The organism is Colwellia sp. SU-HH01217, from assembly GCF_057543495.1.
In genome coordinates this window covers 1-24,110 of the sequence record NZ_BAAJLX010000013.1, presented here as the reverse complement: position 1 = coordinate 24,110, position 24,110 = coordinate 1, and the positions used below count along the sequence as shown (strand labels likewise).

Genomic DNA, 24,110 nt, shown 5'->3' with positions numbered 1-24,110 from the left:
CACCTTAAAGGTGTCCTGTTTTAACTAAAATTAACGTAGTTTGCTCAACATAAGGATTATGCCGACTCATGTGAGGTGATCTGATCCAGCTGCCTTCTGGGTATCGGCCTTGTTCATCAATAAACTCGCCACTGATAACAAATATCTCCTCTCCACCAGCGTGAACATGAGGCTGAAATTTCTCACCTGCAGGCCAAAGCACTAGTGCTGTAGATTCAGTACCAAAATTATGCATTGGCATCACTTTTAAATGACCATTGCCTTGTTGCCATGGAGTATTATTTGTATCAATACAAAGTCGTTGTTGATCATTGGCTTGAAATTGATGTAGTTTTACCAACAAAACACACCCTTCTTTACTGAAAGGGGAGTGACTAAAACCTTCAGGATTTCTTAAATAACTGCCCGCAGGGTAATCACCTGTTTCGTCAGAAAATACACCCTCAAGCACTAGGATCTCTTCACCTTTAGGATGAGGATGCTCTGTAAAGCTCGCACCTGCATCGTAACGGACAATACTGGTTGCATGGCCTTGCTCGACATTTTCTCTGGCTAATGGTTTGCGCCAAACACCTTTTGATGGACTTGCTAACCACTCTTGCTGCTGAGTGTTTATCACTACCCTTTGGCTAAAATCCATATTTAACATTTTTTGCATTAATACTCCCCAATAAATCAAGAATCAAGCTAGAAAAAACAAGTTTGGTGCATTACTCAAAATTCTATTTTATTCATTGCAATTAGCATAACTACTACCAATAGCGCTAAAAGGCATACTTAACCCTAACTCAGGTACCTGTAGTCCTATCCATGTTGGAAATGTATTACTGTTAGGACCGGGAAATACCGTATATTGTTCAGCCCAAGGGTAACGTCTAACCGCATCAGCAATTTGAGGAATAAGCCTCGTGGCTTTGCCGCCTGAAATTGAAAGAATTTTTTTAGGTTTAGCACCAAACCAGTAACGATCGGGTGTGGTGGTTTTATACTCACTTAACGGTGACAAACCTTGGTTTAGCCGCCAGCCCACTACTTCATAAACAGTATACTCTGCCGAATTTTCTTCTTTAACAGCAATCCAAGAATGCACTGCAAACCAGCCTCGCCAGCTAAAAGCATCTGCGGCGTAAAACTCAATAACAGCAGAGTGTTCAATAACGGGATCAGGAGCAATTCCTGCTGGCTCACGACTCGCTGTACGCCAATCTGTGCTTGTACATGCAGTAATTGAAATTAAAAAAAATAGTGAAACAATGTTTTTTATCATAAAAGAAATTCAATAAAGAATATAAATATTCGCGGGTTTAGGTTTTATTTTTTCATTTTTTTAGCTTGCTTCGTTAATTCAAAATCAAATTCATCAGGAAATAACACCAACCCTTCTTCCGCTTGATTAGGAAAAACAACAATAGAAAGCTCGTCTTCTGCTAGTCCTTGCGTCCATCGACTTTGCCATTTATTGAGCGATATCGCTTCTGCTTTACACGCCTGCCAATCGCCTGTGATCCAGTTTTCTGCGAATTCTTTATTTGGCCAAACAGGTACGCAATCTTCATCATCAGTATTTAACATCATGCAACCATATTCATCGACAAGCAGCCAAACTTCTCGATGCTTGATAACCTCTTCAAGTAAATAGTTAAAACGTTTTTGTTCGTCAAACTTTTCAATTGTGGCAATTCGTTCTGGCGTTAAATTCATGGTGGTCATTAAATATGAGGAGAAAGAGCTATAGTACAAAGATCTTCGTCGTTGAACAAACACTATCTTATTACTGCTAATTTAATTAATTAAAAAGAGGCAAATAAAAAAGACCGATAAATCGGCCTTTTAGGTAAGATTAAACAGCAAATTGTACTTAATTTAAGTTCATTTCTTGTACTTTTTCATGGGCTATATCAGGTTGTGTCACTTCAGGTTTTGCATGTAAATTCGCTTTAAGTTGTCCTTTACGATGTTTCAATGCAGCATCTAGTTTTTTCTTAGCACTGGCTATCGCTGGATACATTACATCATCGGTGGCAGTTGCTGAAATACGCCCCCCTTCATAAGTGGTGGTAATTTCTACTCTATGTTTATTGCTTTCTTTTGAAATAATTACATCGAGCGCAATCAACGTTGGAAAGTGACTGGCTATCTTGGAGAATTTTTCTTCTATATCGGCTTGAATGGAGTCGTTTACTTCAACATGGTGACCAGAAAGATTTATTTTCATAGCTTTTCCTTTTTTTTATGACATCACTAATAAGACTGGGGGCAAATTTTTTTAAAAACAAGGGGGAATGTTAAATATTTCACCTCTGTTTAAAAAGTAAGGATAATTCACTCCATTAATAATAGACGATAAAAACAATCTCAGCTGAATAACTCGCTACTTTACAAAAATAATTATTAATTAACTTGAGCTAGGCTTTACAAATGTTTCTCTAGTAAAAAGTTTTTCTTACTTCTGAGGTAAGCGTCTTCGATTGACGCGAAGTTTTGGTTAATTATACACCAGTTGGAATTCAGGTTAATTAATGCTCCTCCATCGCTTCAATATTAATAATCCCTGAACGATTCAGGGTCACTTTAAAGCGTTGTAAATGCTTTAAAGAGCTTTTATCTGTTTGCACTAAAACGAGATTAATTTGATAACGACGCTCTACAGATTGCTTAGTTATTTTATTGCCATCGAGTGAATAAAGCCGACCCTCTCCTTTTTTAAGGAATCGAATAAAGGGGGTTAAATTAAAAAATATTTGCCCTTGAATTTCACCATACCCTGGTAAAAACTGCTTAGCAAAAACTTTTGTATCACTGCGAAAGTGTAATAACCTTGCTGCTTGTTTATTTTGATGTCGACGTTGCTGAAATAGAGAATCGACTTCTTTAGGTAACTCTTTAGGGCGCATATACTCAAGCCATAAAGTTTGACTCATCATTCGTGATTTAGTAATGCTGTTAGTAAATATTAGCTTCCATTTTGGTAAACCTTGCTGAATTTTTCGCCAAATTATACGAGTAATATCATCTTTGAATATTTCACGTAAGCCATAAATAATCCCTAACATGCCTACCAATGCAATAGTCACTTCTGCAAAGCTAGAGCGAGCATTTAACACAAGCATCATGACAAAAGCCATAATGACCGCTGTTACGGTACCTCTAACTAATCGCTTTAAGTTGGTATTAAGGTTTTTGGTATCCTTTTGAAAAACCACGCCATATTCAATCAAACGTTGTAATAAACGCATTTTATTAGTTATTCGATTAGGATCGCTCAACGTAAGTTGCGAGTTATATTGATTATCTGTACGGTATTCGCTCTCCTTTCGGCATAAATCAAATAGAAACTTACGTTCTACACTATGCTCACTACTTTTGGGGCCTCGAGAAAGTAATTTAAGAAAAGATTGCTCAACATGCCAACTTAAATAATTATCAGCATTATCAAAGAAAGGTTTTAACTTCTTATCTGGCGGTGTATACCGTCTAAGTTTTTTTAGTAAAGCAACGGTTTGTTCAGCCACTTCTATTGATTGAGCGTAAAACTCATCAACCGATGTTAACTGCAAAGTTTGCTTAACGTCAGTATCTAAAGCTAAGCGAATTTGATAGGAAAATAAATTAAGATTTAAGCGGTAATCGCTTTGCTCCCCTTTTTTTTGGCTGATAAAGCGACTGCGCACCAAAGGTAAATGCAGTTGATCAGAGTAATAAGCACTATGACATTTAATGCTACTATGAAAATAATTTTCTTCTGTTAATGTCGTTGGGCTAATCCCCATTTCTACTGGCAAAGAAAAGTACAGATCAATACGCTGATGATCTTGTGGCAATAACTGGTGAGTTATTTTAAATGACAGGTTTTCGTCTTGGGTGAGTTTAATGTTATTCACTCTTAAGAATCACTCCAAATAATAGAAGCTTTATGAGTTTATCATAGCTGATTAACTCATTAAAAAAAAAGAGAAAATATAAATTTTCTCTTTTTTAAGTCATTTGCTATTGAAGATTATTTTATTGCGCATCTTCTTGGTTTTCGGGTAAGGCACGTTGAAAGGCTTGAAGTTGCTGACAATTATTAACAACTTTACAAATTATTGGGTATGGCGTTAAGTCGACACCAAAACGCTTCGCATTATACACTTGAGGTACTAAACAAATGTCTGCTACGCTCACTTCATCTGCGAAACAAAATCTTCCGCTAGTTTTAGCAAGCTGCGCCTCGACACTCGCAAAGCCCGTTGACATCCAATGGTTAACCCATGCTGTTTTAGCGGTTTCATCAGCTTTCAACTCTCGGCTTAAATACTGTTGCACTCGCAAATTATTCACAGGGTGGATCTCACAAGCAATGTCTAATGCAAGGGCTTGTACTCGCGCCTTTAAAGCTATATCTTTCGGATATAGTGGCGACTGCTCATACCGATTATCCAAATAGTCAATAATCGCAAGGGATTGATTAAGCACTAACTCACCATCAACCAAAGTAGGCACTAAATGGCTCGGATTTAAAGCGACATAGTCGTCTTGATGTTGCTCTCCGCCATTGTTAACCAAATGCACTGAGATTGACTCAAACTCAACTTGTTTTAAGTGTAGAGCGATGCGCACGCGATAAGCAGCAGATGAACGCCAATAACCATATAATTTCATTAACCAATCCTTTACTTTTATAGCTTAAAAACTTAGTGCTATTTTTGATAACGGCTAACGACTTGATCTATCGCACCAAAAATACTCTCACCATTCGTATCAAACATTTCGATACGAACTTTATCACCAAAATTCATAAACGAAGTAGCCGGCTTACCGTCAGCGATAATTTCTAACATACGTTTTTCAGCTAAACAGCTTGATCCTGCACTGCGATCATAATTAGAAATAGTGCCTGAGCCAACAATACAACCAGCCGACAATGGACGAGTTGTCGCGGCGTGCGCCACTATCGTTGGAAAATCAAAAGTCATATCAACACCACAATTAGGTTGACCAAATAATTCATCATTTAAATGTGTTGTTAATGGTAAATGTAACTTTTTACCATCCCAAGCATCGCCTAATTCATCTGGTGTAATTGCTACAGGAGAAAACGCGCTTGAAGGCTTAGAGCTGAAAAAGCCAAATCCTTTCGCAAGCTCGCCAGGAATAAGATTTCTAAGCGAAACATCATTTACTAGCATTAACAGTTTTATGTGGCTAGCCGCTTCTTCTGGAGATGCGCCCATAGGCACATCATCAGTTATCACTGCAACTTCAGATTCAAAGTCAATACCATAATCTTGCGAGGCAACTTTAATCTCATCTCTAGGACCAATAAAAGCATCTGATCCTCCTTGGTACATTAAAGGATCCGTCCAGAATGTTTCTGGCATTTCTGCATTACGCGCTTTACGCACTAATTCAACATGATTTACATATGCACTTGCATCTGCCCATTGGTAAGCACGAGGCAGTGGAGATTCACAATTTTTTTGCTCAAAAGCTAAGGTATTATCGAGTGTACCGTCATTTAATGCTTGGTAAATTGTTGCTAGTTTATCGCTAACCTCAGCCCAGTTATCGATTGCTTGCTGTAATGTTGTAGCAATATCAGCAACCACAACGGCTGTTGATAAATCACGACTTACCACGACTAACTGGCCGTCGCGGGTATTATTTTTAAGTGTAGCTAACTTCATTTCACAACCTTACTTGTTTATTGTTAATTGATTCTCAAATAAAACCTGATCGTTTGCTGTTAATTTATTGATTAGGCTTAATAACAATCGAGTTTACTAATAGTGCAGTGAATTTTACGGAAATTGAAATAAAATACTAGGGAATGAAGTAGGATGGCTTTGCCTGAAATATGTCTGTAATTGTTTACATAAATTACCGTTAAATTGCCTACTTGAAGGTGAATAACTGTAGTTTTAGATTAAATAGGTGCTGCTAACCTTAAAAAATAAGGGTTTTGGGGCTAGCAGCGCTTGTATTTAGATCTTTACGGTTTTCTTATTAATATCGTATTCGCGTAATTTATTAGCAATAGCCGTGTGACTTAATCCTAACTTTTTAGCGAGTTGTCGAGTACTTGGATAAGCTGGGTAAAGTTTTCGTAATAAATCAGCTTCAAAGTTTTTTACCGCACCGTCTAAGGTGCCTTCAAACTCTTGCTCTAAATAACCATGTTCGCGGGTATAAGCAGGTAAGTGAAGGTGCTCTATTGAAATAACATTCCCTTCCATTAACGATACTGCACGAATAATTACATTTTCCAGTTGTCGTACATTGCCAGGCCATGGGTAATGTTCAACAAACTCTCGACATTCATCGTCGAGCTTTACTCTACTTTTTCCTAGTTTATTCGCCGAACGAACAATAAATAGCTCTGCTAACGGTAAGATATCATTACGACGATCTCTCAGCGGAGGAATATTAAGACCGAGAACATTTAAACGATAATAAAGATCTTCTCTAAATTCCCCCAACGAAACTAAGTTAAGTAAGTCTTTATTAGTTGAACAAATTATTCTTACATTTACTTTAAACTCTTTTTCATCGTCAACTCGTCTAAAGCTGCCATCCTGAATAACTCTTAATAATTTAGTTTGCAGCTTAGCTGACATTTCCCCAACTTCATCAAGAAAGATAGAACCGCCATCAGCAAGCTCAAATAATCCCCGTTTGGCTGTTGAATCACCGGAGCTTCCTGAGCCAAAAAGCTCTGTCTCAGCAGCATCGTCAGGTAAAGTAGCGCAACTTAATGTCATAAATGGGTTTGCAGCTCTATCACTGGAGGCGTGACAAGCTCTAGCTAACAATTCTTTTCCGGTACCAGTTTCGCCAACAATTAATACAGCAGAATCTAACAAAGACATACGTTTAGCTTCTCGTATCACTTTGCGCATTGCGCTACTATTACTTTGAATACCCGAAAACTCGTTGTCATTAGGTTGTTTAAATGCACTCATTTGCTCGCCCAATCTCATTTCAGATTTCAAAATAAGCACTGCGCCAACAAAAACTTGTTTGCCTGAGTCATTTTCAACATTTATTGGTAAGATATCAGCAACAAAATCTTCATCTTGAAATTTCAAGCGGCGGGTTTGCGCTAATACATCATTGTTATCTATCCAGCGAGAAAAATTAAAACCTTTAATTAAGCTACTGATAGGTTCACCAACAAAATACTCTTCATTGTCGCCAAGACTTTCTGCGGCAACCGCATTCAATTGAATGATATTACCTTTGCCATCAATTGAAATAAAAGGGTCAGGAAATGTTTGAACCAAAGTAGCTAACTCATTGCGTTGACGCTCAGAAGGCATATAAGGCGAAGTTTTTACATCGCCCACGCCTTCAAGTAAACGCAGTTGAGGCATAAATTGTTGTAAAGCAGAAAAGTCGAGATCAGGAATATCAATAAAAACTCTGCCGAGTTGGTTAAACTCAATGCCGCGTACATTGATATCATGTTCAACAAAAATACCTAATATTTTCTGTCCCATGCCAACACGGTCACTACAAGTGATTTCCAAACGCATTTACACTAACCTTTATCAAAATGTTTAATTGGCGACATTGTAAACTAATTTGTACAATAATAAAGCCAATATTTCATTTAAAAAACACCTTAAATTGAGTCAACAATATGCAACGATTAATTTTTAATTAATGTTTTAATTTGGCTTAATATTTCTTTGCGTATTTCAGCTATTTTAGGCGCGTCATCATCAAATGGTAATGGTCGGCAAGCATGCATTGCCTTTAATCCTAGTCTCGATGTTAACAAACCTGCGCCTAACCCTTGAGCAAGACGTGCAGACATTTTACCAAGCAAATCGGCACCAACCATGTCTGTGCCAAAATCAGCGATAAGTTCACTAGCTCCGGCGTAAGCCATATTGATAAAGACTTGTTTGATTAATTTAATACGACTCCAATACCCCAGTTTTAAACCATAAAGACCTGATATTTTGTCTAACATTCTCAGATTGCGCCAGAGCATAATTAGCATATCAATTACGGCAACAGGACTTAGTGACACTAACACTACAGCTTCTGTTGAGAACTTAGAGATTTGCGCAATAACTTTTTGATCAACTTTACTCAAAACAAGTTTTGAATACAGCTGCAGTAATTCACTGTCAGAATAATTTTCTTTAACAACATCTTCCCAGTGCCCTTCTTTATCTGACATTAAATCCGACGGTAAATTTTTAGATAGTGTTTGACAAAATTGTTCAACGTCTAATGGTGTGTCATTTTCTAGTGTTTCAACAGCTTTGCTTCTTAAATCTTGTTGGCTCTTAAGTTGCTTTAGTCCGACAATTTCACGCCACAGCGCACCACCTGCAATAAAACCTAACCCGGCTAAAATAACACCATAAATACTAGTAGAAATAGGTGACTGAACAAAACCAGTCATAAAAAAGTCAACGGTTTCTACACACACCATTATTAATAATAATGTTAAGACTATTCGCCAAATCCATCTTGGTTTACTCTGCAACTTAATGTCTTTCATTAATGTTTCATTTTCGTCTTCGAGGTTTTGTTCAATAGGTAATAAGTCTTGATTATCAAACATTACTTGTTGCGACAGTTCTATTTCTGAATCATTAGCGGGAGCTAGTTCAGTTTCATCAAATAAAATTTGTTGTTGGTTTTTAAATTTATCGAGCGTTTCAGCTGTTGAATGACTTTGCTCTTGATTAGTTAACTTACTCATTTCATTTTATCTCCGAGCAAAAATTGTAACACTTGATCCATTCTCATATGCGGCAAACACTCGTAAGGGGCGATTGATTGTTGTGGCTCAAATGCAATAAAATTAAAGTGTTGTTCTCGCCAATACTCATCATCTGGCAACTTTTTAGGCACCGAGCCAGGAAAGACCGTAATAGTTTTGTCATCACTCGAGCGACGACCTTGAATAACGGGAACCTGTTGTCCTTGATGTATGCTTTTTCCTGCCGTGGTTGCTTTTACCGATGCAATAGCCAGTGTTTTCATCTTAATGGCATCGTAATTTAATTGGTGTTTTGATTGATATATTAATTCATTCAACAGCGACACTAAATTACCGTGTTGCTCTTGCGTAACATGATCAGCTTTGGTTGCTGCAAACAATAATCGATCAATCTTAGGAGAAAATAATCGAGAGAATAAACTCGATTGCCCATAACTGTAACTTTCTAAAATCATAGTGATTGCTAATTGCAGGTCAGCAAAGCTTTCCGGCCCTTTATTTAGTGGCGATAAACAATCAGCTAAAACAATTTGACGATCAAAACTTAAAAAGTGCTTTTTATAAAACTGACGAACCACCCGCTCTTTATATTCTACGTAGCGCGCTCGTAACATACCAATAAAGGTATCATCACTGGCATTTTGATATTCGTTAGCATCAAGTTCAGCAAAATTAGCAAAAGGTATAAACTCTAAAATGGGTGCGCCGGCTAACTCCCCCGGTAAAATAAAACGTCCTGGTTGAATAACGGACAAACCAAGTTCATTTCTAAAGGTATGTAATAATTCAGTATATTCTTGAGCTAATTGCGCCATGAGATTTTCATCAGCGGGCTGAAAAGGATCGATTTCTTTAACCTTATCAAGAAAACTTTCGCTCAATTGAGCACGCGGCGATGTTAACAATAACTCAACGGTTTGTTCTGACCACTGCTCAAATGTTTGATTTAGCATAGGTAAATCAAGTAACCACTCTCCAGGATAATCAGTAATATCTAAGGTTAACGTAGCCATATCTGTCGCATATTTAAGCAAAGAGCCTTTAGGTTTGTAACGAATAGCAAGGCGTACTTCACTAATTCCATGCGTTGGCTCAGGCCAAGATGGCGGCTGACTAGTAAAAGAAGCAATCGCGTTGTCATAATCAAAACGAGCAATATGGAGGTTTTTTTGTGGAACACGTTTAGCCGCAATAAACTGATCTTGATGAACCGGTGTAAAAAAGCTGAGATGTGAACCATTACCCTCATTAATTAATTGGTTAACTAAAGAAGTAATAAATGCTGTTTTTCCACTGCGGCTTAAACCAGTAACAGCAAGTGTGACATGTTGATCTATCGTTCGATGAAGAAGATCATTCGCTTTGGATTTAAATTTATCAATTTTGTCTTTATTAATTAACGCCATATGCTCTAACTTATTTGTTTAAAACAAATATCTGGATGATTACCCATAAAATTATTCAACAATACTACCGACTAAATTCAGAGGATAATAGCTATTTATTTCCTTTATAAAAAAAGCAACTTTCGTTGCTTTTTGGGGATATGTTGAAATATAAGCTTACAAACGATTAATTTCTCTTGATACGGTAAACTCTGGCGAGGTGACATATTTCTCCATCGTTCTAAGTTGACTTTCTAAGCCATTAAACTTACGTCTAATATCATGAAAAGCTTGCTTAGGCGGTTCACCTGACTGCCAAATGCGAGCTTTGACTTTAATCGATTCATTGACGGACTCAACGACCTGATCAATAGGTGCGCTAGTTGAAGAGTGCTTTCCCTTTGGCGAAGTACCCGACTTTTTATCAAGAATAAACCAAGCTGCTATATAAACAACAAAAATCCATCCTCCGCCTAAAAGCACCCCTGAGACCACTAAAATTCTTACCAGCCAAGTTTCCCAACCAAAGTAATCTGCTACCCCTGCACATACACCTGCAATCTTTCCTTTGTTGGGGTCGCGATATAGTTCACCTCGACGTTTATTCATGCTTTTTGCCTCCAATCAGGGGTCTCCGCATCTAAAATAGCTTCCAATGTTTTGATTCTGTCAGCCATTTTATCTGCTAATTCAGACAATTCAGAAAGTTGAACATATTCTTCTTCACTTAACCCTTGGCTAACCTGTCCTTTACTTCGGTAATGTAGTATCAACCAAATTGGCGCTACTATTACCATGAAAATAATAACCGGTGCCATAATAACTTCGCTCACAATAGTTCTCCTTTACATCTAGTAATTATTTTAATTTTTATTTAGTTTTGCTTTTTGCTGCAGGCTTCTTCATTTTAGCTTTTAACTTTGCTAACTCGTCATCAATACCTTCATTAATTTCAAGGTCAGCAATTTCGTCTGCTAACGATTTGCTTCCCATATCAAACGATTCAACTTGACCTTCTAAGTCATCAATTTTTCGTTCGTAAGAATCAAAACGGCTTAATGCATCGTTCACTCGATCACTATCAATTTTTTGCTTAACTTTCAAACGAGAACTTACTGTTTTTTCTCGCATGGCAATGGCATTCTTGCGCGCTTTTGCATCAGCTAGTTTATCTTGAAGTTGCGAGATTTCTATTTGCAGTTTACTTATGTGTTCATCCACATGTGTTAACTCTTCAATTAGCGAAGCACTGTTTTCTGCACATTTGCTTTTTTCTATTAACGCTGCTCTGGCTAAATCATCACGACCTTTACTTAATGCAAGTTCTGCTTTTTCTTGCCATTGCTCTGCATCATTTTCATACTTAGTGGCTTGACGCGAAATCTCTTTTTTATCTGCCAATGTTTTTGCCGATGTTGAACGTACCTCAACTAAGGTATCTTCCATTTCCTGAATAATTAAGCGAACCATTTTTTCTGGATCTTCCGCTTTATCTAATAAGCTATTAATATTAGAGTTAATGATATCTGTAAACCTTGAAAAAACACCCATAACGACTACCTCAATTAATGGTTTAAATTGTAAATCTTGATATTTATGTATTCATTTTCTGAGCCAAGTTTTATTAAATTAATAACCAACTGTTTTAAAAGAAAAAATTATAATTCCAAAAAAAACTTCAAACTGAGGCATTAATAAAATACACTATTTGTTAGTGAAATAAACCAATTATTAGGTCTACATATGTCACGTTTTAACCAACAAGATAATTTAATTGGGCAATCCAATAATTTTCTGGAAGTTTTAGAGCAAATTTCTCAAATAGCTCCTTTAAGTAAACCCGTATTAATTATTGGTGAACGCGGTACAGGTAAAGAACTTGTCGCTGCTCGACTGCATTATTTGTCTAAACGGTGGGAACAAGACTACTTAAAGCTAAATTGTGCAGCGTTAAATGAAAATTTATTAGAAACTGAATTATTTGGTTACGACAGTGGCGCATTTACCGGTGCAAGTAAAAAGCATGAAGGTCGATTTGAACGAGCCAACCAAGGCACATTGTTTTTGGATGAAATAGCCAATACTTCAGGCCTTATTCAAGAAAAATTATTACGAGTTGTTGAATACGGAGAATTTGAACGTGTTGGCGGCTCTAGAACTATAAAAACAGATGTCCGCTTAGTCGCAGCTACTAACGAAGATTTACCATCACTCGCTGAATCAGGTGAATTTAGAGCTGATTTGCTAGATCGCCTAGCTTTTGACGTTATTACTTTACCGCCTTTAAGAGAACGGCAAGAAGATATTATGATTTTAGCGGAAAATTTTGCGATAAATATGGCGCGAGAGCTAGAATTTGAATTATTCAGTGGTTTTACTGAAAAGGCTAAAAGAGCCATGCTAGATTATCACTGGCCTGGTAACATTCGAGAACTTAAAAACGTAGTTGAACGTAGTGTGTATCGTTGTAACAATCCACATTTACCGGTGCATGATCTTGTTGTAGATCCATTCGAATCTCCTTATCGCCCAACAGGTAGAGTAAAAACCCGTGATAGAATGCCAGAAAGTACTCAAGATAATACACCGTTATCATCTTCTCAGCCGGCAAACACTGCACCGATTGAACAATCAACAATTCAACAAGGCCAATCTGTTAATAATAAGACTTCAGACCAACCTTTAGCTGCATTGTCACTTAAATTTCCTGTGTCCTTAAAAGCGTTATCACAAGGCTATGAAGTTGATTTAATCACTACCGCGTTGGCGAATTGTCAATTTAATCAGAAAAAAACAGCAGAAGCGCTAGGGTTAACCTACCATCAACTTAGAGGTTATTTAAAAAAATATAACCTGTTAGATGGTAGTCAGAATGATGATGAATAACTCGATAAATATTACTAAAGCATATAGAAAGCTACTGACTATTGGTTTTGCGCTTATAGGTTGCACAGCCTGTAACCAAGAAAGTGACTTTACATTAAGCAATAAAAGTATTGTTTATTGTATTGAAGGCTCGCCTGAGAGTTTTAATCCACAAATTATTACCTCAGGCACCACAGTAGATGCTACAGCTAATCATTTATACAACAGATTGATCACCTTCGAGTCAAAAGACAATAGTATTACCCCTTCTATTGCTAAATCTTGGCATGTCACTCGCGACGGAATGATGATCACTTTTTACTTAAGAAAAAATATCACTTTTCATTCTACCAGTTATTTTACTCCGACTCGTACACTTAATGCTGACGATGTATTGTTCAGTTTTAATCGTATTTTAGATAAGGACAATGAGTTTCACCCTATTTCAGGTGGAAATTATCCTTTTTTTCAAAGTGTACGCTTAAGCGCTTTAGTAGAAGATATTGAAAAAATTAATGACTACACTGTTCGCTTTAAACTTAAGCGCCCTGACAGTTCATTTTTAGCTAATTTGGCAACAGATTTTTCAGTGATCCTTTCACAAGAATACGCCAATGAGTTAGCCAAAAATAATGCCCATCAACAAATTGATATTTTTCCTGTTGGTACTGGCCCGTTCAAACTAAAAGAATATAAAGCAGGCTCATTAATTCGTTATTATCGTCATGAAGATTATTGGCAAGGTAAAGTCGCACTTGAGCAGCTTGTTTTTGATATAACACCTAGTAACACATCAAGGTTAACCAAAGTACTAACTAATGAATGTGATGTGGCATCGTACCCTATCGCCCATGAAAGAATTAAAGAAAACGCTAATTTAACTCTTGAAGCGGTTACCTCATTTAATGTGGCTTATCTAGGATTTAATACGCAAAAACCCCCTTTCGATAATAAAAAAGTCCGTCAAGCGGTTGCCTACGCCATTAATAAAAAAGTAATTATTGAAACTATTTATTCTGGCAGGGCGGAAATTGCTAAATCGCTATTACAAAGTAGTTCGTGGGCGTATGATGAACAGGTAGAAGATCAAGTTTATTCAATATCAAAAGCCAAACAATTACTTAAAGAGGCTGGCTTTGAAAAAGGGTTTGATATGGATATATGGGCGATGAACATTCAACGTCCATATAACCCAAGTGCATTAACAATGGCAAAACTCATTCAGGCCGATTTAAAAGAAATTAACATAAAGGTAAATATTGTCAGCTACGAGTGGGCAACGTTTTTACAGCGCATTAAACAAGGTGAACACCAAAGCGTACTACTTGGTTGGACAGCAGATCACCCTGATCCTGATAACTTCTTTACTTCACTATTAAGTTGCGCATCTGTAGGCTCGGGTAGTAATTCAACTATGTGGTGTAACGAGGAGTTTGACAAACTCTTACAAATGTCAGTTAAAACCACGAATATCAAACGAAGAAAAGTATATTACTCAAAAGCACAAGCGCTGATTAGCCAAGAAATACCATTACTACCTTTGGCTCATTCTAAGCGCTATCAAACAAGATCAAACAATGTAAAAGGCAGTATTATGCCTTCTTTTGGCGGTATTAATTTCTCAACCGTATACAAAAGCGCAGAGAGTGTAAAATAGCATGTTAATTTTCACCATAAGACGACTGAGTTTATTTATTTTTACCATGCTATTACTTACCATGTTGTCTTTTAGTTTAAACTTTTTATTTCCTGGGGATGCCTTAATCAATATCTCAGGACAAATTAACGCAACACCCGAGCAATTAGCAATGCTTTCAGAAGCTTACCGGGCTGACGAATCTATAATCATGCAATATTTTTCTTATTTAGCGCATGTCTTAAATGGTGATTTAGGTTTGTCTATGTCTAGTCAAATACCAATTAGTATTGAAATTGCCAACCTATTACCTGCGACTATAGAGCTGAGCATGGTTGCCCTTTTACTAGCCATGGTAATTGGCATTCCTTTAGGTTTTATTGCCGCGATAAAACACAATAAAACTGCGGATCAGGTTATTTTATCTATCGCTATGATTGGTTACTCTATTCCTGTTTTTTGGCTAGGGTTATTAGCCATTTTAATTTTCTCTATCGTGTTGAACTGGCTGCCTTCTGCAGGGCAAATCAGTTTATTATTTGAAATTGAACACGTAACAGGCATTCAATTTATTGATATTTTATTAAGCGATAATATTTATAAGTGGCAGGCTTTTCAAAATGCCAGTGCACATATTATTTTACCGGCATGTGTGGTTGCTATGGCACCGGGAACAATATTTATTCGTCTTGCAAGAACGTCAATGCTAGAAGTACTTGAAACAAGTTATATTAGAGCAGCAAGTGCTAAAGGATTAACTTTCAGCCAAATTATTTATCATCATGCAATTCGTAATGCTTTGGTTAAAATTATTCGGCATGTGGGTTTACAATTTGCCAACTTAGTCACTCTAGCTATGGTTACTGAGGTTATTTTTAGCTGGCCTGGTATTGGCCGCTGGCTAATAGACAGTATTTACCAACGAGATTACGCCGCGATTCAAAGTGGTTTACTCGTACTATCGTGCTTCATCTTTATCGTTCATATTTTAACTGATTTTCTTTATGCCGCCATTAACCCATTAGCTCGAGAAAATAAAAATGTTTAACTTTTATGTTTTATACGGGACAAATATTGACACTAGGGATTGCTGTTATGGCTCGTGAGAAAATATATCAAGAAGAAGAGTTTCCATCGCCTTTTATCAGGTTATGGCAAGCATTTCGTCAAACTCCGGTAGCAATGCTAGGCTTTTGCTGCTCAATATTTTTAATTATTTTAGCTGTGTTCTCCCCTATTCTTACGCCTTATTCAGCGATAGAAAGTCATTTAGATATGCTTTTACTCCCACCTGCTTGGGATAATGAAGGTAATATTAGCTTTTTATTAGGTACAGATGAACTCGGCAGAGACATGCTATCTCGCTTAATGAGCGGCGCATCGTTAACCTTTGGCTTAAGCTTTGTTGTGGTGATGATCTCTTTAGTTGTTGGCGGAATAATTGGCTCACTATCAGCTTTAACAACTGGTTTTAAAGCGAGTTTTTTAAATCATTTTTTAGATGTGATTTTATCCATTCCTTCCCTATTACTTGCCATAATTATTGTCGCCATATTAGGGCCTGGACTGAGTAATACCTTATGGGCTATCGTTATTGTGCTTATTCCCCAATTTATACACACCACACGCAATGCCGTAAAAGAAGAGTTAGAAAAAGACTATGTATTGGCATCACGTTTAGATGGTGCAGGCTCTCTTAGAATATTAAGTTACTCTGTGTTTCCTAACATTTTAGAGAAAATAATCAGCCAAGCGACACTTGCGCAATCGGCAGCAATATTAGACATTGCCGCGTTAGGTTTTCTAGGATTAGGAGCACCTATTCCGTTACCTGAATGGGGCGCTATGCTAAAAAGTGGTATTGATTTATTTTATATTGCACCTTGGGCCGTTTATTTACCCGGCTTAGCGATTTTGTTTGCTGTTGTGGCAACTAATTTAGTTGGTGAAGGTATTCGTCACTCTCTTAAGCTTAACAAGGAAAGTTAATGAACTTACTTGATATAAGAAACCTCTCCATTGAATTATTAACTGGCAGTAAACCCATTTTGGCTGTTGAACGTGTTAGTTTAACAATGAAAGAAGGTGAAGTGCGGGGTTTAGTGGGCGAATCTGGTTCAGGGAAGTCGTTACTGGCCCAAGCTATTATTGGCGTACTCGACGACAAATGGAAAGTGCACGCCGATAGGTTTCACTGGCGAGGTCAAGACTTATTAAGATTAAGCCCTGCTGAGCGTAAGAAAGTCATCGCTAAAGATGTTGCCATGATATTTCAAGAGCCCATGTCATGTTTAGATCCGACAACCACCATTGGTGATCAATTAGAAGAAGCAATAGACGAAAAACTGTTAACCGGTTACTTTTGGCAAAAGCGCCAACAACGAAAGAAATTAATTATCCAGCTTCTACATAAAGTCGGCATTAAAAAACATCTGCTGTGTATTAAAAGCTATCCACATCAATTAACCGAAGCTTTATGCCAAAGGATTATGATTGCTATAGCGCTAGCTAAAAAACCATTATTACTCATTGCTGATGAACCAACAGCCTCGATGGAAACAACAAACCAAGGGCAAATATTTCGTTTGCTAGCAAGTCTTAACCAGCTTAAAAACATGTCTATTTTATTAATTAGTCATGACTTGGAAAATATTACCCATTGGACCAATACAATAACCGTAATGTACAGCGGACAATTTGTTGAAGCGGGGACGACAAACCAAATATTCAACCACCCTTATCATCCATACACCAAGGCATTAATAGACTGTAGTCCAAAAGCCAATGTTAATTTACCGTCAAAATCGAGGTTAATGACACTGCCAGGCAGCATTCCAATTTTACAACACTTACCCATAGGTTGTCGTTTAGGTCCGCGCTGCCCAAGAGCACAACAACAGTGTGTAGAAGCGCCCAAAGTGGTCAATCACCACGGACACCAAGTAAGTTGTCACTTCTCTTTAAAGGGAGTTAAATAAATGACAGCTTTATTATCGGTGAGCGATTTAAGTAAATCCTATAAACTAAAAGGTTACTGGCATAACCGAAAAGTTAATAATGCGCTAGAGCCTATTTCTTTTGTACTAGAGGCACATAAAACATTGGCAATTGTTGGTGAAGTAGGCTCTGGAAAATCAACCCTTGCTAAATTACTTGTGGGCGCAGAAAAGCCCAGCACAGGTAGTATCCAACTTAATGGACAAACACTAGAAGCCGGCAACTTTAAACAACGTTGTCAGCACATTAGAATGATTTTCCAAGACTCGGGCACCACACTTAATCCAAGCTTAACAGTTCAAAAATTACTCGACGAACCATTAAAGCTTAACACGAAGTTAAATGAACAAGAGCGTGTTCAACTAATAAGGGCGACATTGAAAAAAGTCGGTTTATTAGCGGATCATATGAGCTTTTATCCTCATATGTTTTCTGGTGGGCAAAAACAGCGAATATCACTTGCCAGAGCCATTATTCTTCAACCCCAAGTGATTATACTCGATGAAGCACTGGCTTCTTTAGATCCCTCTTTACGTTCTCAAATGATCAATTTACTACTCGACTTACAACAACAAATGGGGCTCGCTTTTATTTTAATTTCTCATAACTTAGGCATTGTGAAGCACTTCAGTGATGAGATGATGGTATTATCAGATGGTAAAGTTGTCGAATATGGCAATACACATCAATTAATAAAAAACCCAAAGCACAAATATACGCGTAAATTATTAATGGCTCAAAATTTTCAGGTACTCAATAAACCTGTATAAGTCGTTATTCCTGTCTGTATATGCTTTTCTAGTGATGAGTAAACAGTTAAATTAATAACATAGTACCTAAACCTAAAAAAGAAACAAAACCCACTATGTCAGTGACTGTAGTGAGAATCACCGAGCCTGATAGTGCAGGGTCAATATTGAGTTTATCTAATATTACAGGAACAAATACACCGGCTAACGCTGCAGCAACTATGTTAAATAAAATGGCTGTACCTATAACAACTCCTAGCATCGGGTCGTTAAACCAGACAAATGCAATCACCCCAATGACTAGTGCCCATATAACGCCATTTAAGCCACCTACCTTTAGCTCTTTAAATAACAGCACTCTAACATTCGCAGAAGTGATTTGTTTGAGCGCTAAACCACGAATAATTAAGGTTAGCGTTTGACTGCCTGCAATGCCCCCCATACTAGCAACAATTGGCATTAATACAGCAAGTGCGACAACTTGTTGTAAAGTCGCTTCAAATACACCAATAAACGCGCTAGCTAAAAATGCAGTCAGTAAATTAATACCTAACCAGAACGCCCTGCTTCGAGCACTTTTTCGTACAGACGAGAACAAATCAACCTCTTCATCCATCCCCGCATTGGCCATTATTTGTCGTTCATAATATTCAAATGTTAATTCGCTTGCAGTAGTGACATCTATCCGACCTATTAGATTATAGTTTTCATCAACAACAGGTAAAGACGCATACTCTGAAAGTTGGACTTCTTTAGCCGCTTCTTGGCATTCTTGTGAAGCGGAAACTACAGGAAAATCACTAAGGGCAACGTCTACTAATGGAATATGTTCAGCCAATGCATGTAGTTTGGCAATAGGTATAGCTTCAGAAAAGTGACCAGAGCGGTTAACTAAAAAAATAATATCACAATGTCGTGGCACTTCTCTTCGAATTAATCGAATAGCATCTCGTACTCTTGCGTTAATCGGTAACACTAGAAAGTCATGTGATACCCAATGTCCAATCTGAGTATCAGGAAACTCATTTGCTTGCCTATAATATTTCTTTTGGAGTTTATCCATAGCTTTATAGGCACGGTCGACAAGTTCATTTGGTAAAGACTGAGCAAGTTCTAATAAATCTTCAGCGTCTATATCAATAAAAAGCCTATCCCATAACTCACCGTCTGTTTTATTAACTAAAACCTCTCTAGGTTCGGCACGCATTTGAACCAATACATCAAGCTTTTTATAGTCGGGAAGAGTCTGCCAAAGTACTATGCGTTGCTCAATGGGCAACGACTCTAAAAGTAACGCTACTTCAAACTGATCGGCTTGAGCAACAGCTGAGTAGGCATCAAGGTTTCCTGTACTTAATTCAGATTGATTAATGACATTTTTAATTAAATCGGGCAAAGGCTCTGACATAACACGGCTCTCAATTAACTTTTTTAGCGCTAAGTAAATTATATTAGCGGACAAGTAAAAATAAAGGTATAACCTATTTTTTCTTTTATAATCAAATACTCAACGGTTAAAGCCAACGTTACTAGTTTTTTACCTAAATGAGAATAGTTTTTAAAAATCTTTAATTAAAAAGCATTTCGCTCTATTATAAAAAAATAGCACTATGACTGAGGTAACAACTTGCCAACTCCTATCCCAATTAAATTCTTAGACATGTTACCTGTACCTGTTATTGTGGTTGAACTGAGTAATACCAGTCAAAATCACCGCTTAATTTTTGTAAATAACAGTTTTAATGAAATCATAGGTTGGACTTTAAAAGAGATCCCTGACAAAAACCATTGGTGGGAAAAAGCTTACCCAGATCCTAACTATCAAAGAGTGGTAGAAAGTTTATGGGAACAAAGTATGGAAGCTATAGATTCTGAACACGATAGTTTTGTCTCCATTACAGTGAATATAATGACAAAATATAAAGGAATAAAACGATTTAATGTGAATACAGAATTAAAAAGTGCTCTAATCGATGGCTATTATATTGTTACTTTTGAAGAAATTAGCTAAATTTCAAATAAGTTTGACTATGAGTCAAAAATCTCCAATAGCGAGCCAATGATTAATGAGAAGTGATAACCCCTTTTAAGATAAGCGGGAGAGATGGCGGTGACGGAGAGATTCACTTTATTGTGACAAGCCTCACATAACTCATTGATTTATATAGTTCATCATAAATGATTTTGTGGTATTGTGAAAGAGTCATGTGAGTAATTTATAAAAAAATAAGATAGAAAACGATAAATACATCGAGCACAATATTTCGCCATAAGTACAATGTATGCAGCTTATTAAACGGAGTCGCTATTCTCGTTTAAATAAGAGTAGATTTTTGGTCTACTTATATGTATTAGCTCATATCTGATCATACTATTTTGACGAATAGGTTTACTAATAATCTACAGGCAGCTGTGAGCGAATAGGAATCATTGAGGAACCGACTCATGTATGACGCAAAAATCGCCAAAGCGGCCCTTCGGTCAGTCGTAAACTAACCTCATATTTGTCACCATTACTTGCACGATATTCAAGGATGAAAATATGTGCTGGCAAGGCAACAAAGTGAAACATATAAGCGGCATCGACCTGAAACAACGCTACTGTATAAATTAGTTGAACGATACTACCCTGACTTGACCGTTCAACGCGACTGATTTTGGGGTATAGGCCTTTCATGCCGGGGCTGATTGCGCGTAGTTCTCGGGGTTTTAGTACCAAAGGACTGCTAACATAAGTTATTAACGGACCTCATTTTCACAAATATCACCACACACTTCCTTTCGCAAAAATCAATCACAACCTAAAGGCAGCTGTAACAAGGGGTAGTGTATAGTGTTTATTCGTCTTATACTCAAAATCGTTTAGTAAGCATTAGCGTTATTTTTTTGATTTTATAAGGAGTTTTCTATGTTGGTTTTTCGGTGTCTTTTGTGCGTTATTTTGTTGGTTCTTGTGGTGCCTTTTTCCGAAGCGCAAGCTCAACGCAGAGATGGTGTGACAGACGAGGCGACTTCTCCAACAGCTAGCAGCAGACGGAGCGGAAGAGACGCATCAGTTCGGTCTTCCAGCAATCACGCCGTGCTGACAGATGCTGAGATGTATGAAAAGATGAAGGCGGGCTATGAAGAAAGCTATGCACGCACGAAGAAGAATTATACGGAGAAATATTACCCTAGGATGATTGAGACGAATGTGGCTGCGGCGAGGATTAAATTTATGGATGAATATCGACGCGAGCCAAATGCTGAAGAATTGGAGGTGATGCAGTTTGAAGCGGTAGAGAAGGCGGATAAAGAAGTGGAATTTTCGTTGCAAGCGACGCGTGATGGAATGGAGAAAAACCTTGTAAAATATGCGGCGTATCAAGCGGATGTGAAGCAGAAGAAAGAAGAGCGGATTGCGAAGTTAAAGGCGCAACATGACGCGCTGCATTTGCCTGCGAGTTTGGATGGGATGTTTGCGGTGATGAATAGCGGCATGGTGTTGCGGCTGGAGGATGTGAGTCATCAGGATATAGGTTATCCCTATAGGCTTTATATTTTGCGCTTGAGTGGGTTGTCGCAAGAAATGGGCACGAAGGTGGGCTCGTTATTTGGCAAGGCGCGGTATAATTATGAGTCGAGTGGATTTGAGGTGTTAGAGCGAATTGATTATAGCAAGGCGTTTGCTATTCCGTTGAATTATGAGTTGGTGAAACAAGGCTGCGGGACGATTTTTTCTAGTGAGGGATTTACATATACGTTACAAGCGCCTGTGGGGGATGATTTTGCAACGGATGGATCGGTGAAGCAGTGGCACGCAAATTCTAAGGGTATGGTATGCCCGTATTTGGATATGGATTACGCGAATTGCAAGGTGAAGCGGTGTTTGAAGCGGATTGTGAATAAAGTAAATATGACGATTGTGCGTGATGCGGGGGAGGCTATTGCGATGGGTAAGGCCTATTTGGCGGAGGCGAATCAAGACCGTATGAGCTATGCTGAGCGCAAGGAAGAGCTGTCGGGTATTGTGCAAGAAGTGAATGCTAAATCTGCGAGAGAGAAGAGGCAAGAGCAACGCGACAAGTGTCCGCGTGCGCTGTGTGATGATATTGTGATTAACCAGTTTATTATTGATCAGACATGGGGCAGAGCGCCCAATGAGAAACCTGTTTGGTAAGGTTATTTTTAGCGAGGAAATGACGATTAAAAAGAAAGTATTTGCGGTGATTTTTTGATGGGGCTGGGGGCGCATGAGTGACGATTTACCTGCACCATTAGGACTTAAAAGGGCAAACATACCTTCCGAGAAAATAAGTTCCAGCTTAGCAGCAGAACATTTACTGATTGCGATAGAAATTTCTTCCGATGAATTCTGGGGCATGACAACTGAAGCATCAGTAATTTGTGATACAACTAATGAATTATATACAGAGATCGAAGCTGAACTTAAAGCTGCTAACAAAACGCTGTAGCAATACAGCCTTAAATACACCGCTTCGCCGCAGGCTGTGGACTCGTTTTACTCGCCGCTAAGCTTTGCGTTAGTACCTATAATATACAATCCGCGAACGGCTATCCCTCGCTCATCGTAAACAAAAAACCTCATCAAAAACGAAAGGCCGGTTTCTGTCTTGAGTTCAATCGATGGACGCAACACATTGGTTAAACTTTTCTGCTAGTGTTTCATATTCTAACGTCTTTCTTGGCCTTTCGTTAAGTTTTCTAGCAACACTGCTGAGCTTTTGCTGACTGTGTAAGGATAAGTCAGTTCCTTTTGGGAAATATTGTCGAAGCAGCCTGTTCGTATTTTCATTAGATCCTCGTTGCCAAGGGGAATATGGATCACAAAGGTATACCTTTATATTGGTCGCTAACGTAAATTCTTTATGGTTTGTTATCTCATACCCTCTATCCCATGTAAGTGATTTATACAGTTCACTTGGCAGCTTTTTAGCTTGTTTGATTAATGCCTTGATAACTGTTTTAGTTTTACTGTCTTGAACTTTAGCAAGCATTACGTAACGAGTGTATGTCTAAGCTCTTCGGGAGTGGCTGACATAAATTCCTTTACATGCTCAGATTCAGAATGTTCCAGTTGATTAGCAGTTAATTCTAACTCTCTACTCTCGAGGGGGCTAAATGGTGAAGGTAGTTCCATTTCGTCATACAAACAGCTATCTATCAACCTTTTAGCGCTTTCAAGTAATTGATTAAATCGCTGTTTTAAGTGTGACTTTAATTCCACATTGTATACGCTTTGTTCAAAGCCTGATAAATCTACTTTACCTTTAACAGGTATTAGCCCTGACAAATCCACTTTACCTTTAACAGGTATTAGCCCTGACAAATCCACTGTATCCATATCTGCCGCACATCGATTTTTCATCTTCTCAATTTCCTTATCTAAACCACGCTTTACAAATTGAGCCAATAATTGAGCTCTCAATACATCATCAGTATGCAATGACGCACAAAAATGACTAAGAGTAATATTGCACATTTTCAGCGAAAAACTGATTCGCATACGAAAATAATAACTTTTACTGTTTTTGAAGCGATAAAGGTAGCGGTAAGTATTAGACATAGGTACTCCATCTTGTGACAGAGTTTTGTGACAGACATTGAATCTAACCGAAAGGAAATCATGCTATTTTAACTTAAATATCAACAACATAATAATTAATGGCGGTGACGGAGAGATTCGAACTCTCGAAAGGTTGCCCTTTACACACTTTCCAGGCGTGCTCCTTCAGCCACTCGGACACGTCACCTTT

24 protein-coding genes, 1 tRNA gene and 1 pseudogene are annotated in these 24,110 nt (G+C 37.8%); 9 read left to right on the top strand and 17 right to left on the bottom strand.

Annotated elements, in window-relative coordinates:
* Positions 1–4: 4 nt before the first annotated feature.
* The 13 genes from AC27G3_RS14470 to pspA all read right to left on the bottom strand — a co-directional run bounded on the left by AC27G3_RS14470 (position 5) and on the right by pspA (position 11,658).
* Positions 5–649 (bottom strand): cupin domain-containing protein, encoded by a 645-nt coding sequence (locus AC27G3_RS14470; protein WP_487122879.1) that lies wholly within the window; start codon positions 647–649, stop codon positions 5–7.
* A 78-nt stretch (positions 650–727) separates the two neighbouring features.
* Positions 728–1,267: a DUF3750 domain-containing protein gene (locus AC27G3_RS14465; protein ID WP_487122719.1), complete on the bottom strand. Its 540-nt coding sequence runs from the start codon at positions 1,265–1,267 to the stop codon at positions 728–730.
* 44 nt (positions 1,268–1,311) lie between these two features.
* Entirely contained in the window at positions 1,312–1,701 is a 390-nt protein-coding gene (locus AC27G3_RS14460; RefSeq protein ID WP_487122717.1) for a DUF2750 domain-containing protein, read from the bottom strand.
* 157 nt (positions 1,702–1,858) lie between these two features.
* Positions 1,859–2,215 carry a ribosome hibernation-promoting factor, HPF/YfiA family gene (gene hpf, locus AC27G3_RS14455; RefSeq protein ID WP_487122715.1) on the bottom strand — a complete coding sequence of 119 codons (357 nt, stop codon included), beginning with the start codon at positions 2,213–2,215 and terminating at the stop codon, positions 1,859–1,861.
* A gap of 301 nt (positions 2,216–2,516) precedes the next feature.
* Positions 2,517–3,881 carry a hypothetical protein gene (locus AC27G3_RS14450; RefSeq protein WP_487122713.1) on the bottom strand — a complete coding sequence of 455 codons (1,365 nt, stop codon included), beginning with the start codon at positions 3,879–3,881 and terminating at the stop codon, positions 2,517–2,519.
* 121 nt (positions 3,882–4,002) lie between these two features.
* A complete protein-coding gene (maiA, locus tag AC27G3_RS14445; protein WP_487122711.1) occupies positions 4,003–4,641 on the bottom strand; it encodes a maleylacetoacetate isomerase in 639 nt (212 codons plus the stop codon).
* A 38-nt stretch (positions 4,642–4,679) separates the two neighbouring features.
* A complete protein-coding gene (locus tag AC27G3_RS14440; RefSeq protein WP_487122709.1) occupies positions 4,680–5,666 on the bottom strand; it encodes a fumarylacetoacetate hydrolase family protein in 987 nt (328 codons plus the stop codon).
* A gap of 297 nt (positions 5,667–5,963) precedes the next feature.
* A complete protein-coding gene (tyrR, locus tag AC27G3_RS14435; protein WP_487122707.1) occupies positions 5,964–7,514 on the bottom strand; it encodes a transcriptional regulator TyrR in 1,551 nt (516 codons plus the stop codon).
* Between the two features lie 116 nt (positions 7,515–7,630).
* Positions 7,631–8,701: a YcjF family protein gene (locus tag AC27G3_RS14430; RefSeq protein ID WP_487122706.1), complete on the bottom strand. Its 1,071-nt coding sequence runs from the start codon at positions 8,699–8,701 to the stop codon at positions 7,631–7,633.
* Positions 8,698–10,128 (bottom strand): YcjX family GTP-binding protein, encoded by a 1,431-nt coding sequence (locus AC27G3_RS14425; RefSeq protein ID WP_487122705.1) that lies wholly within the window; start codon positions 10,126–10,128, stop codon positions 8,698–8,700. Before AC27G3_RS14425 ends, AC27G3_RS14430 begins: the two co-directional genes overlap by 4 nt.
* 156 nt (positions 10,129–10,284) lie before the next feature.
* Complete coding sequence (pspC, locus tag AC27G3_RS14420; protein ID WP_487122704.1) at positions 10,285–10,716, bottom strand: envelope stress response membrane protein PspC; 432 nt, start codon at positions 10,714–10,716, stop codon at positions 10,285–10,287.
* Positions 10,713–10,925 carry an envelope stress response membrane protein PspB gene (gene pspB / locus AC27G3_RS14415; RefSeq protein WP_487122878.1) on the bottom strand — a complete coding sequence of 71 codons (213 nt, stop codon included), beginning with the start codon at positions 10,923–10,925 and terminating at the stop codon, positions 10,713–10,715. Before pspB ends, pspC begins: the two co-directional genes overlap by 4 nt.
* A 52-nt stretch (positions 10,926–10,977) precedes the next feature.
* Positions 10,978–11,658 carry a phage shock protein PspA gene (gene pspA / locus AC27G3_RS14410; protein ID WP_487122703.1) on the bottom strand — a complete coding sequence of 227 codons (681 nt, stop codon included), beginning with the start codon at positions 11,656–11,658 and terminating at the stop codon, positions 10,978–10,980.
* A 192-nt stretch (positions 11,659–11,850) separates the two neighbouring features.
* Between pspA and pspF the strand changes: the two genes are divergently transcribed.
* Genes pspF through AC27G3_RS14380 form a run of 6 tightly spaced genes read left to right on the top strand, consistent with a single transcriptional unit; the run spans position 11,851 to position 18,375 of the window.
* Positions 11,851–12,993: a phage shock protein operon transcriptional activator gene (pspF, locus tag AC27G3_RS14405; RefSeq protein WP_487122702.1), complete on the top strand. Its 1,143-nt coding sequence runs from the start codon at positions 11,851–11,853 to the stop codon at positions 12,991–12,993.
* Positions 12,980–14,629 carry an ABC transporter substrate-binding protein gene (locus tag AC27G3_RS14400; protein WP_487122700.1) on the top strand — a complete coding sequence of 550 codons (1,650 nt, stop codon included), beginning with the start codon at positions 12,980–12,982 and terminating at the stop codon, positions 14,627–14,629. Before pspF ends, AC27G3_RS14400 begins: the two co-directional genes overlap by 14 nt.
* A 1-nt stretch (position 14,630) precedes the next feature.
* Positions 14,631–15,656, top strand: a complete 1,026-nt coding sequence (locus AC27G3_RS14395; RefSeq protein WP_487122698.1) for an ABC transporter permease — start codon at positions 14,631–14,633, stop codon at positions 15,654–15,656.
* 47 nt (positions 15,657–15,703) lie between these two features.
* The gene (locus tag AC27G3_RS14390) at positions 15,704–16,597 is read left to right on the top strand and encodes an ABC transporter permease subunit (protein ID WP_487122697.1); all 894 of its coding nucleotides are present in this window, start codon (positions 15,704–15,706) and stop codon (positions 16,595–16,597) included.
* Positions 16,597–17,586: a peptide ABC transporter ATP-binding protein gene (locus AC27G3_RS14385; RefSeq protein ID WP_487122696.1), complete on the top strand. Its 990-nt coding sequence runs from the start codon at positions 16,597–16,599 to the stop codon at positions 17,584–17,586. Before AC27G3_RS14390 ends, AC27G3_RS14385 begins: the two co-directional genes overlap by 1 nt.
* Positions 17,587–18,375 (top strand): peptide ABC transporter ATP-binding protein, encoded by a 789-nt coding sequence (locus AC27G3_RS14380; RefSeq protein ID WP_487122694.1) that lies wholly within the window; start codon positions 17,587–17,589, stop codon positions 18,373–18,375. It abuts the gene before it with no gap.
* Between the two features lie 46 nt (positions 18,376–18,421).
* Here the strand turns inward: AC27G3_RS14380 and AC27G3_RS14375 are convergent, their stop codons facing one another.
* Entirely contained in the window at positions 18,422–19,762 is a 1,341-nt protein-coding gene (locus AC27G3_RS14375; RefSeq protein WP_487122692.1) for a magnesium transporter, read from the bottom strand.
* A gap of 219 nt (positions 19,763–19,981) precedes the next feature.
* Here AC27G3_RS14375 and AC27G3_RS14370 point away from each other — a divergent pair, with 219 nt between their 5' ends.
* The 3 genes from AC27G3_RS14370 to AC27G3_RS14360 all read left to right on the top strand — a co-directional run bounded on the left by AC27G3_RS14370 (position 19,982) and on the right by AC27G3_RS14360 (position 22,808).
* Positions 19,982–20,365: a hypothetical protein gene (locus tag AC27G3_RS14370; RefSeq protein WP_487122690.1), complete on the top strand. Its 384-nt coding sequence runs from the start codon at positions 19,982–19,984 to the stop codon at positions 20,363–20,365.
* 897 nt (positions 20,366–21,262) lie between these two features.
* Positions 21,263–22,513 (top strand): hypothetical protein, encoded by a 1,251-nt coding sequence (locus tag AC27G3_RS14365; RefSeq protein ID WP_487122688.1) that lies wholly within the window; start codon positions 21,263–21,265, stop codon positions 22,511–22,513.
* A 73-nt stretch (positions 22,514–22,586) separates the two neighbouring features.
* Entirely contained in the window at positions 22,587–22,808 is a 222-nt protein-coding gene (locus tag AC27G3_RS14360) for a hypothetical protein (RefSeq protein WP_487122686.1), read from the top strand.
* A gap of 165 nt (positions 22,809–22,973) precedes the next feature.
* Here AC27G3_RS14360 and AC27G3_RS14355 read toward each other — a convergent pair.
* The 3 genes and pseudogenes from AC27G3_RS14355 to AC27G3_RS14345 form a co-directional block, all read right to left on the bottom strand.
* A pseudogene (locus tag AC27G3_RS14355) lies at positions 22,974–23,366 on the bottom strand (IS30 family transposase); the annotation flags it as partial.
* Positions 23,351–23,920, bottom strand: coding sequence for a hypothetical protein (locus tag AC27G3_RS14350; RefSeq protein WP_487122684.1), 570 nt, complete (start codon positions 23,918–23,920; stop codon positions 23,351–23,353). The gene AC27G3_RS14350 and the pseudogene AC27G3_RS14355, both read right to left, overlap by 16 nt.
* Before the next feature lie 99 nt (positions 23,921–24,019).
* Positions 24,020–24,107: transfer RNA gene (locus AC27G3_RS14345), tRNA-Ser, on the bottom strand.
* Positions 24,108–24,110 lie beyond the last annotated feature (3 nt).

Excerpts from the sequence above, each read along its gene's own strand:
- AC27G3_RS14470 (WP_487122879.1), bottom strand. The coding sequence starts at position 649 with ATGTTAAATATGGATTTTAGCCAAAGGGTAGTGATAAACACTCAGCAG.
- AC27G3_RS14465 (WP_487122719.1), bottom strand. The coding sequence starts at position 1,267 with ATGATAAAAAACATTGTTTCACTATTTTTTTTAATTTCAATTACTGCA.
- AC27G3_RS14460 (WP_487122717.1), bottom strand. The coding sequence starts at position 1,701 with ATGAATTTAACGCCAGAACGAATTGCCACAATTGAAAAGTTTGACGAA.
- hpf (WP_487122715.1), bottom strand. The coding sequence starts at position 2,215 with ATGAAAATAAATCTTTCTGGTCACCATGTTGAAGTAAACGACTCCATT.
- maiA (WP_487122711.1), bottom strand. The coding sequence starts at position 4,641 with ATGAAATTATATGGTTATTGGCGTTCATCTGCTGCTTATCGCGTGCGC.
- AC27G3_RS14440 (WP_487122709.1), bottom strand. The coding sequence starts at position 5,666 with ATGAAGTTAGCTACACTTAAAAATAATACCCGCGACGGCCAGTTAGTC.
- tyrR (WP_487122707.1), bottom strand. The coding sequence starts at position 7,514 with ATGCGTTTGGAAATCACTTGTAGTGACCGTGTTGGCATGGGACAGAAA.
- AC27G3_RS14430 (WP_487122706.1), bottom strand. The coding sequence starts at position 8,701 with ATGAGTAAGTTAACTAATCAAGAGCAAAGTCATTCAACAGCTGAAACG.
- AC27G3_RS14425 (WP_487122705.1), bottom strand. The coding sequence starts at position 10,128 with ATGGCGTTAATTAATAAAGACAAAATTGATAAATTTAAATCCAAAGCG.
- pspC (WP_487122704.1), bottom strand. The coding sequence starts at position 10,716 with ATGAATAAACGTCGAGGTGAACTATATCGCGACCCCAACAAAGGAAAG.
- pspB (WP_487122878.1), bottom strand. The coding sequence starts at position 10,925 with ATGGCACCGGTTATTATTTTCATGGTAATAGTAGCGCCAATTTGGTTG.
- pspA (WP_487122703.1), bottom strand. The coding sequence starts at position 11,658 with ATGGGTGTTTTTTCAAGGTTTACAGATATCATTAACTCTAATATTAAT.
- pspF (WP_487122702.1), top strand. The coding sequence starts at position 11,851 with ATGTCACGTTTTAACCAACAAGATAATTTAATTGGGCAATCCAATAAT.
- AC27G3_RS14400 (WP_487122700.1), top strand. The coding sequence starts at position 12,980 with ATGATGATGAATAACTCGATAAATATTACTAAAGCATATAGAAAGCTA.
- AC27G3_RS14395 (WP_487122698.1), top strand. The coding sequence starts at position 14,631 with ATGTTAATTTTCACCATAAGACGACTGAGTTTATTTATTTTTACCATG.
- AC27G3_RS14390 (WP_487122697.1), top strand. The coding sequence starts at position 15,704 with ATGGCTCGTGAGAAAATATATCAAGAAGAAGAGTTTCCATCGCCTTTT.
- AC27G3_RS14385 (WP_487122696.1), top strand. The coding sequence starts at position 16,597 with ATGAACTTACTTGATATAAGAAACCTCTCCATTGAATTATTAACTGGC.
- AC27G3_RS14380 (WP_487122694.1), top strand. The coding sequence starts at position 17,587 with ATGACAGCTTTATTATCGGTGAGCGATTTAAGTAAATCCTATAAACTA.
- AC27G3_RS14375 (WP_487122692.1), bottom strand. The coding sequence starts at position 19,762 with ATGTCAGAGCCTTTGCCCGATTTAATTAAAAATGTCATTAATCAATCT.
- AC27G3_RS14365 (WP_487122688.1), top strand. The coding sequence starts at position 21,263 with ATGTTGGTTTTTCGGTGTCTTTTGTGCGTTATTTTGTTGGTTCTTGTG.
- AC27G3_RS14360 (WP_487122686.1), top strand. The coding sequence starts at position 22,587 with ATGAGTGACGATTTACCTGCACCATTAGGACTTAAAAGGGCAAACATA.
- AC27G3_RS14350 (WP_487122684.1), bottom strand. The coding sequence starts at position 23,920 with ATGTCTAATACTTACCGCTACCTTTATCGCTTCAAAAACAGTAAAAGT.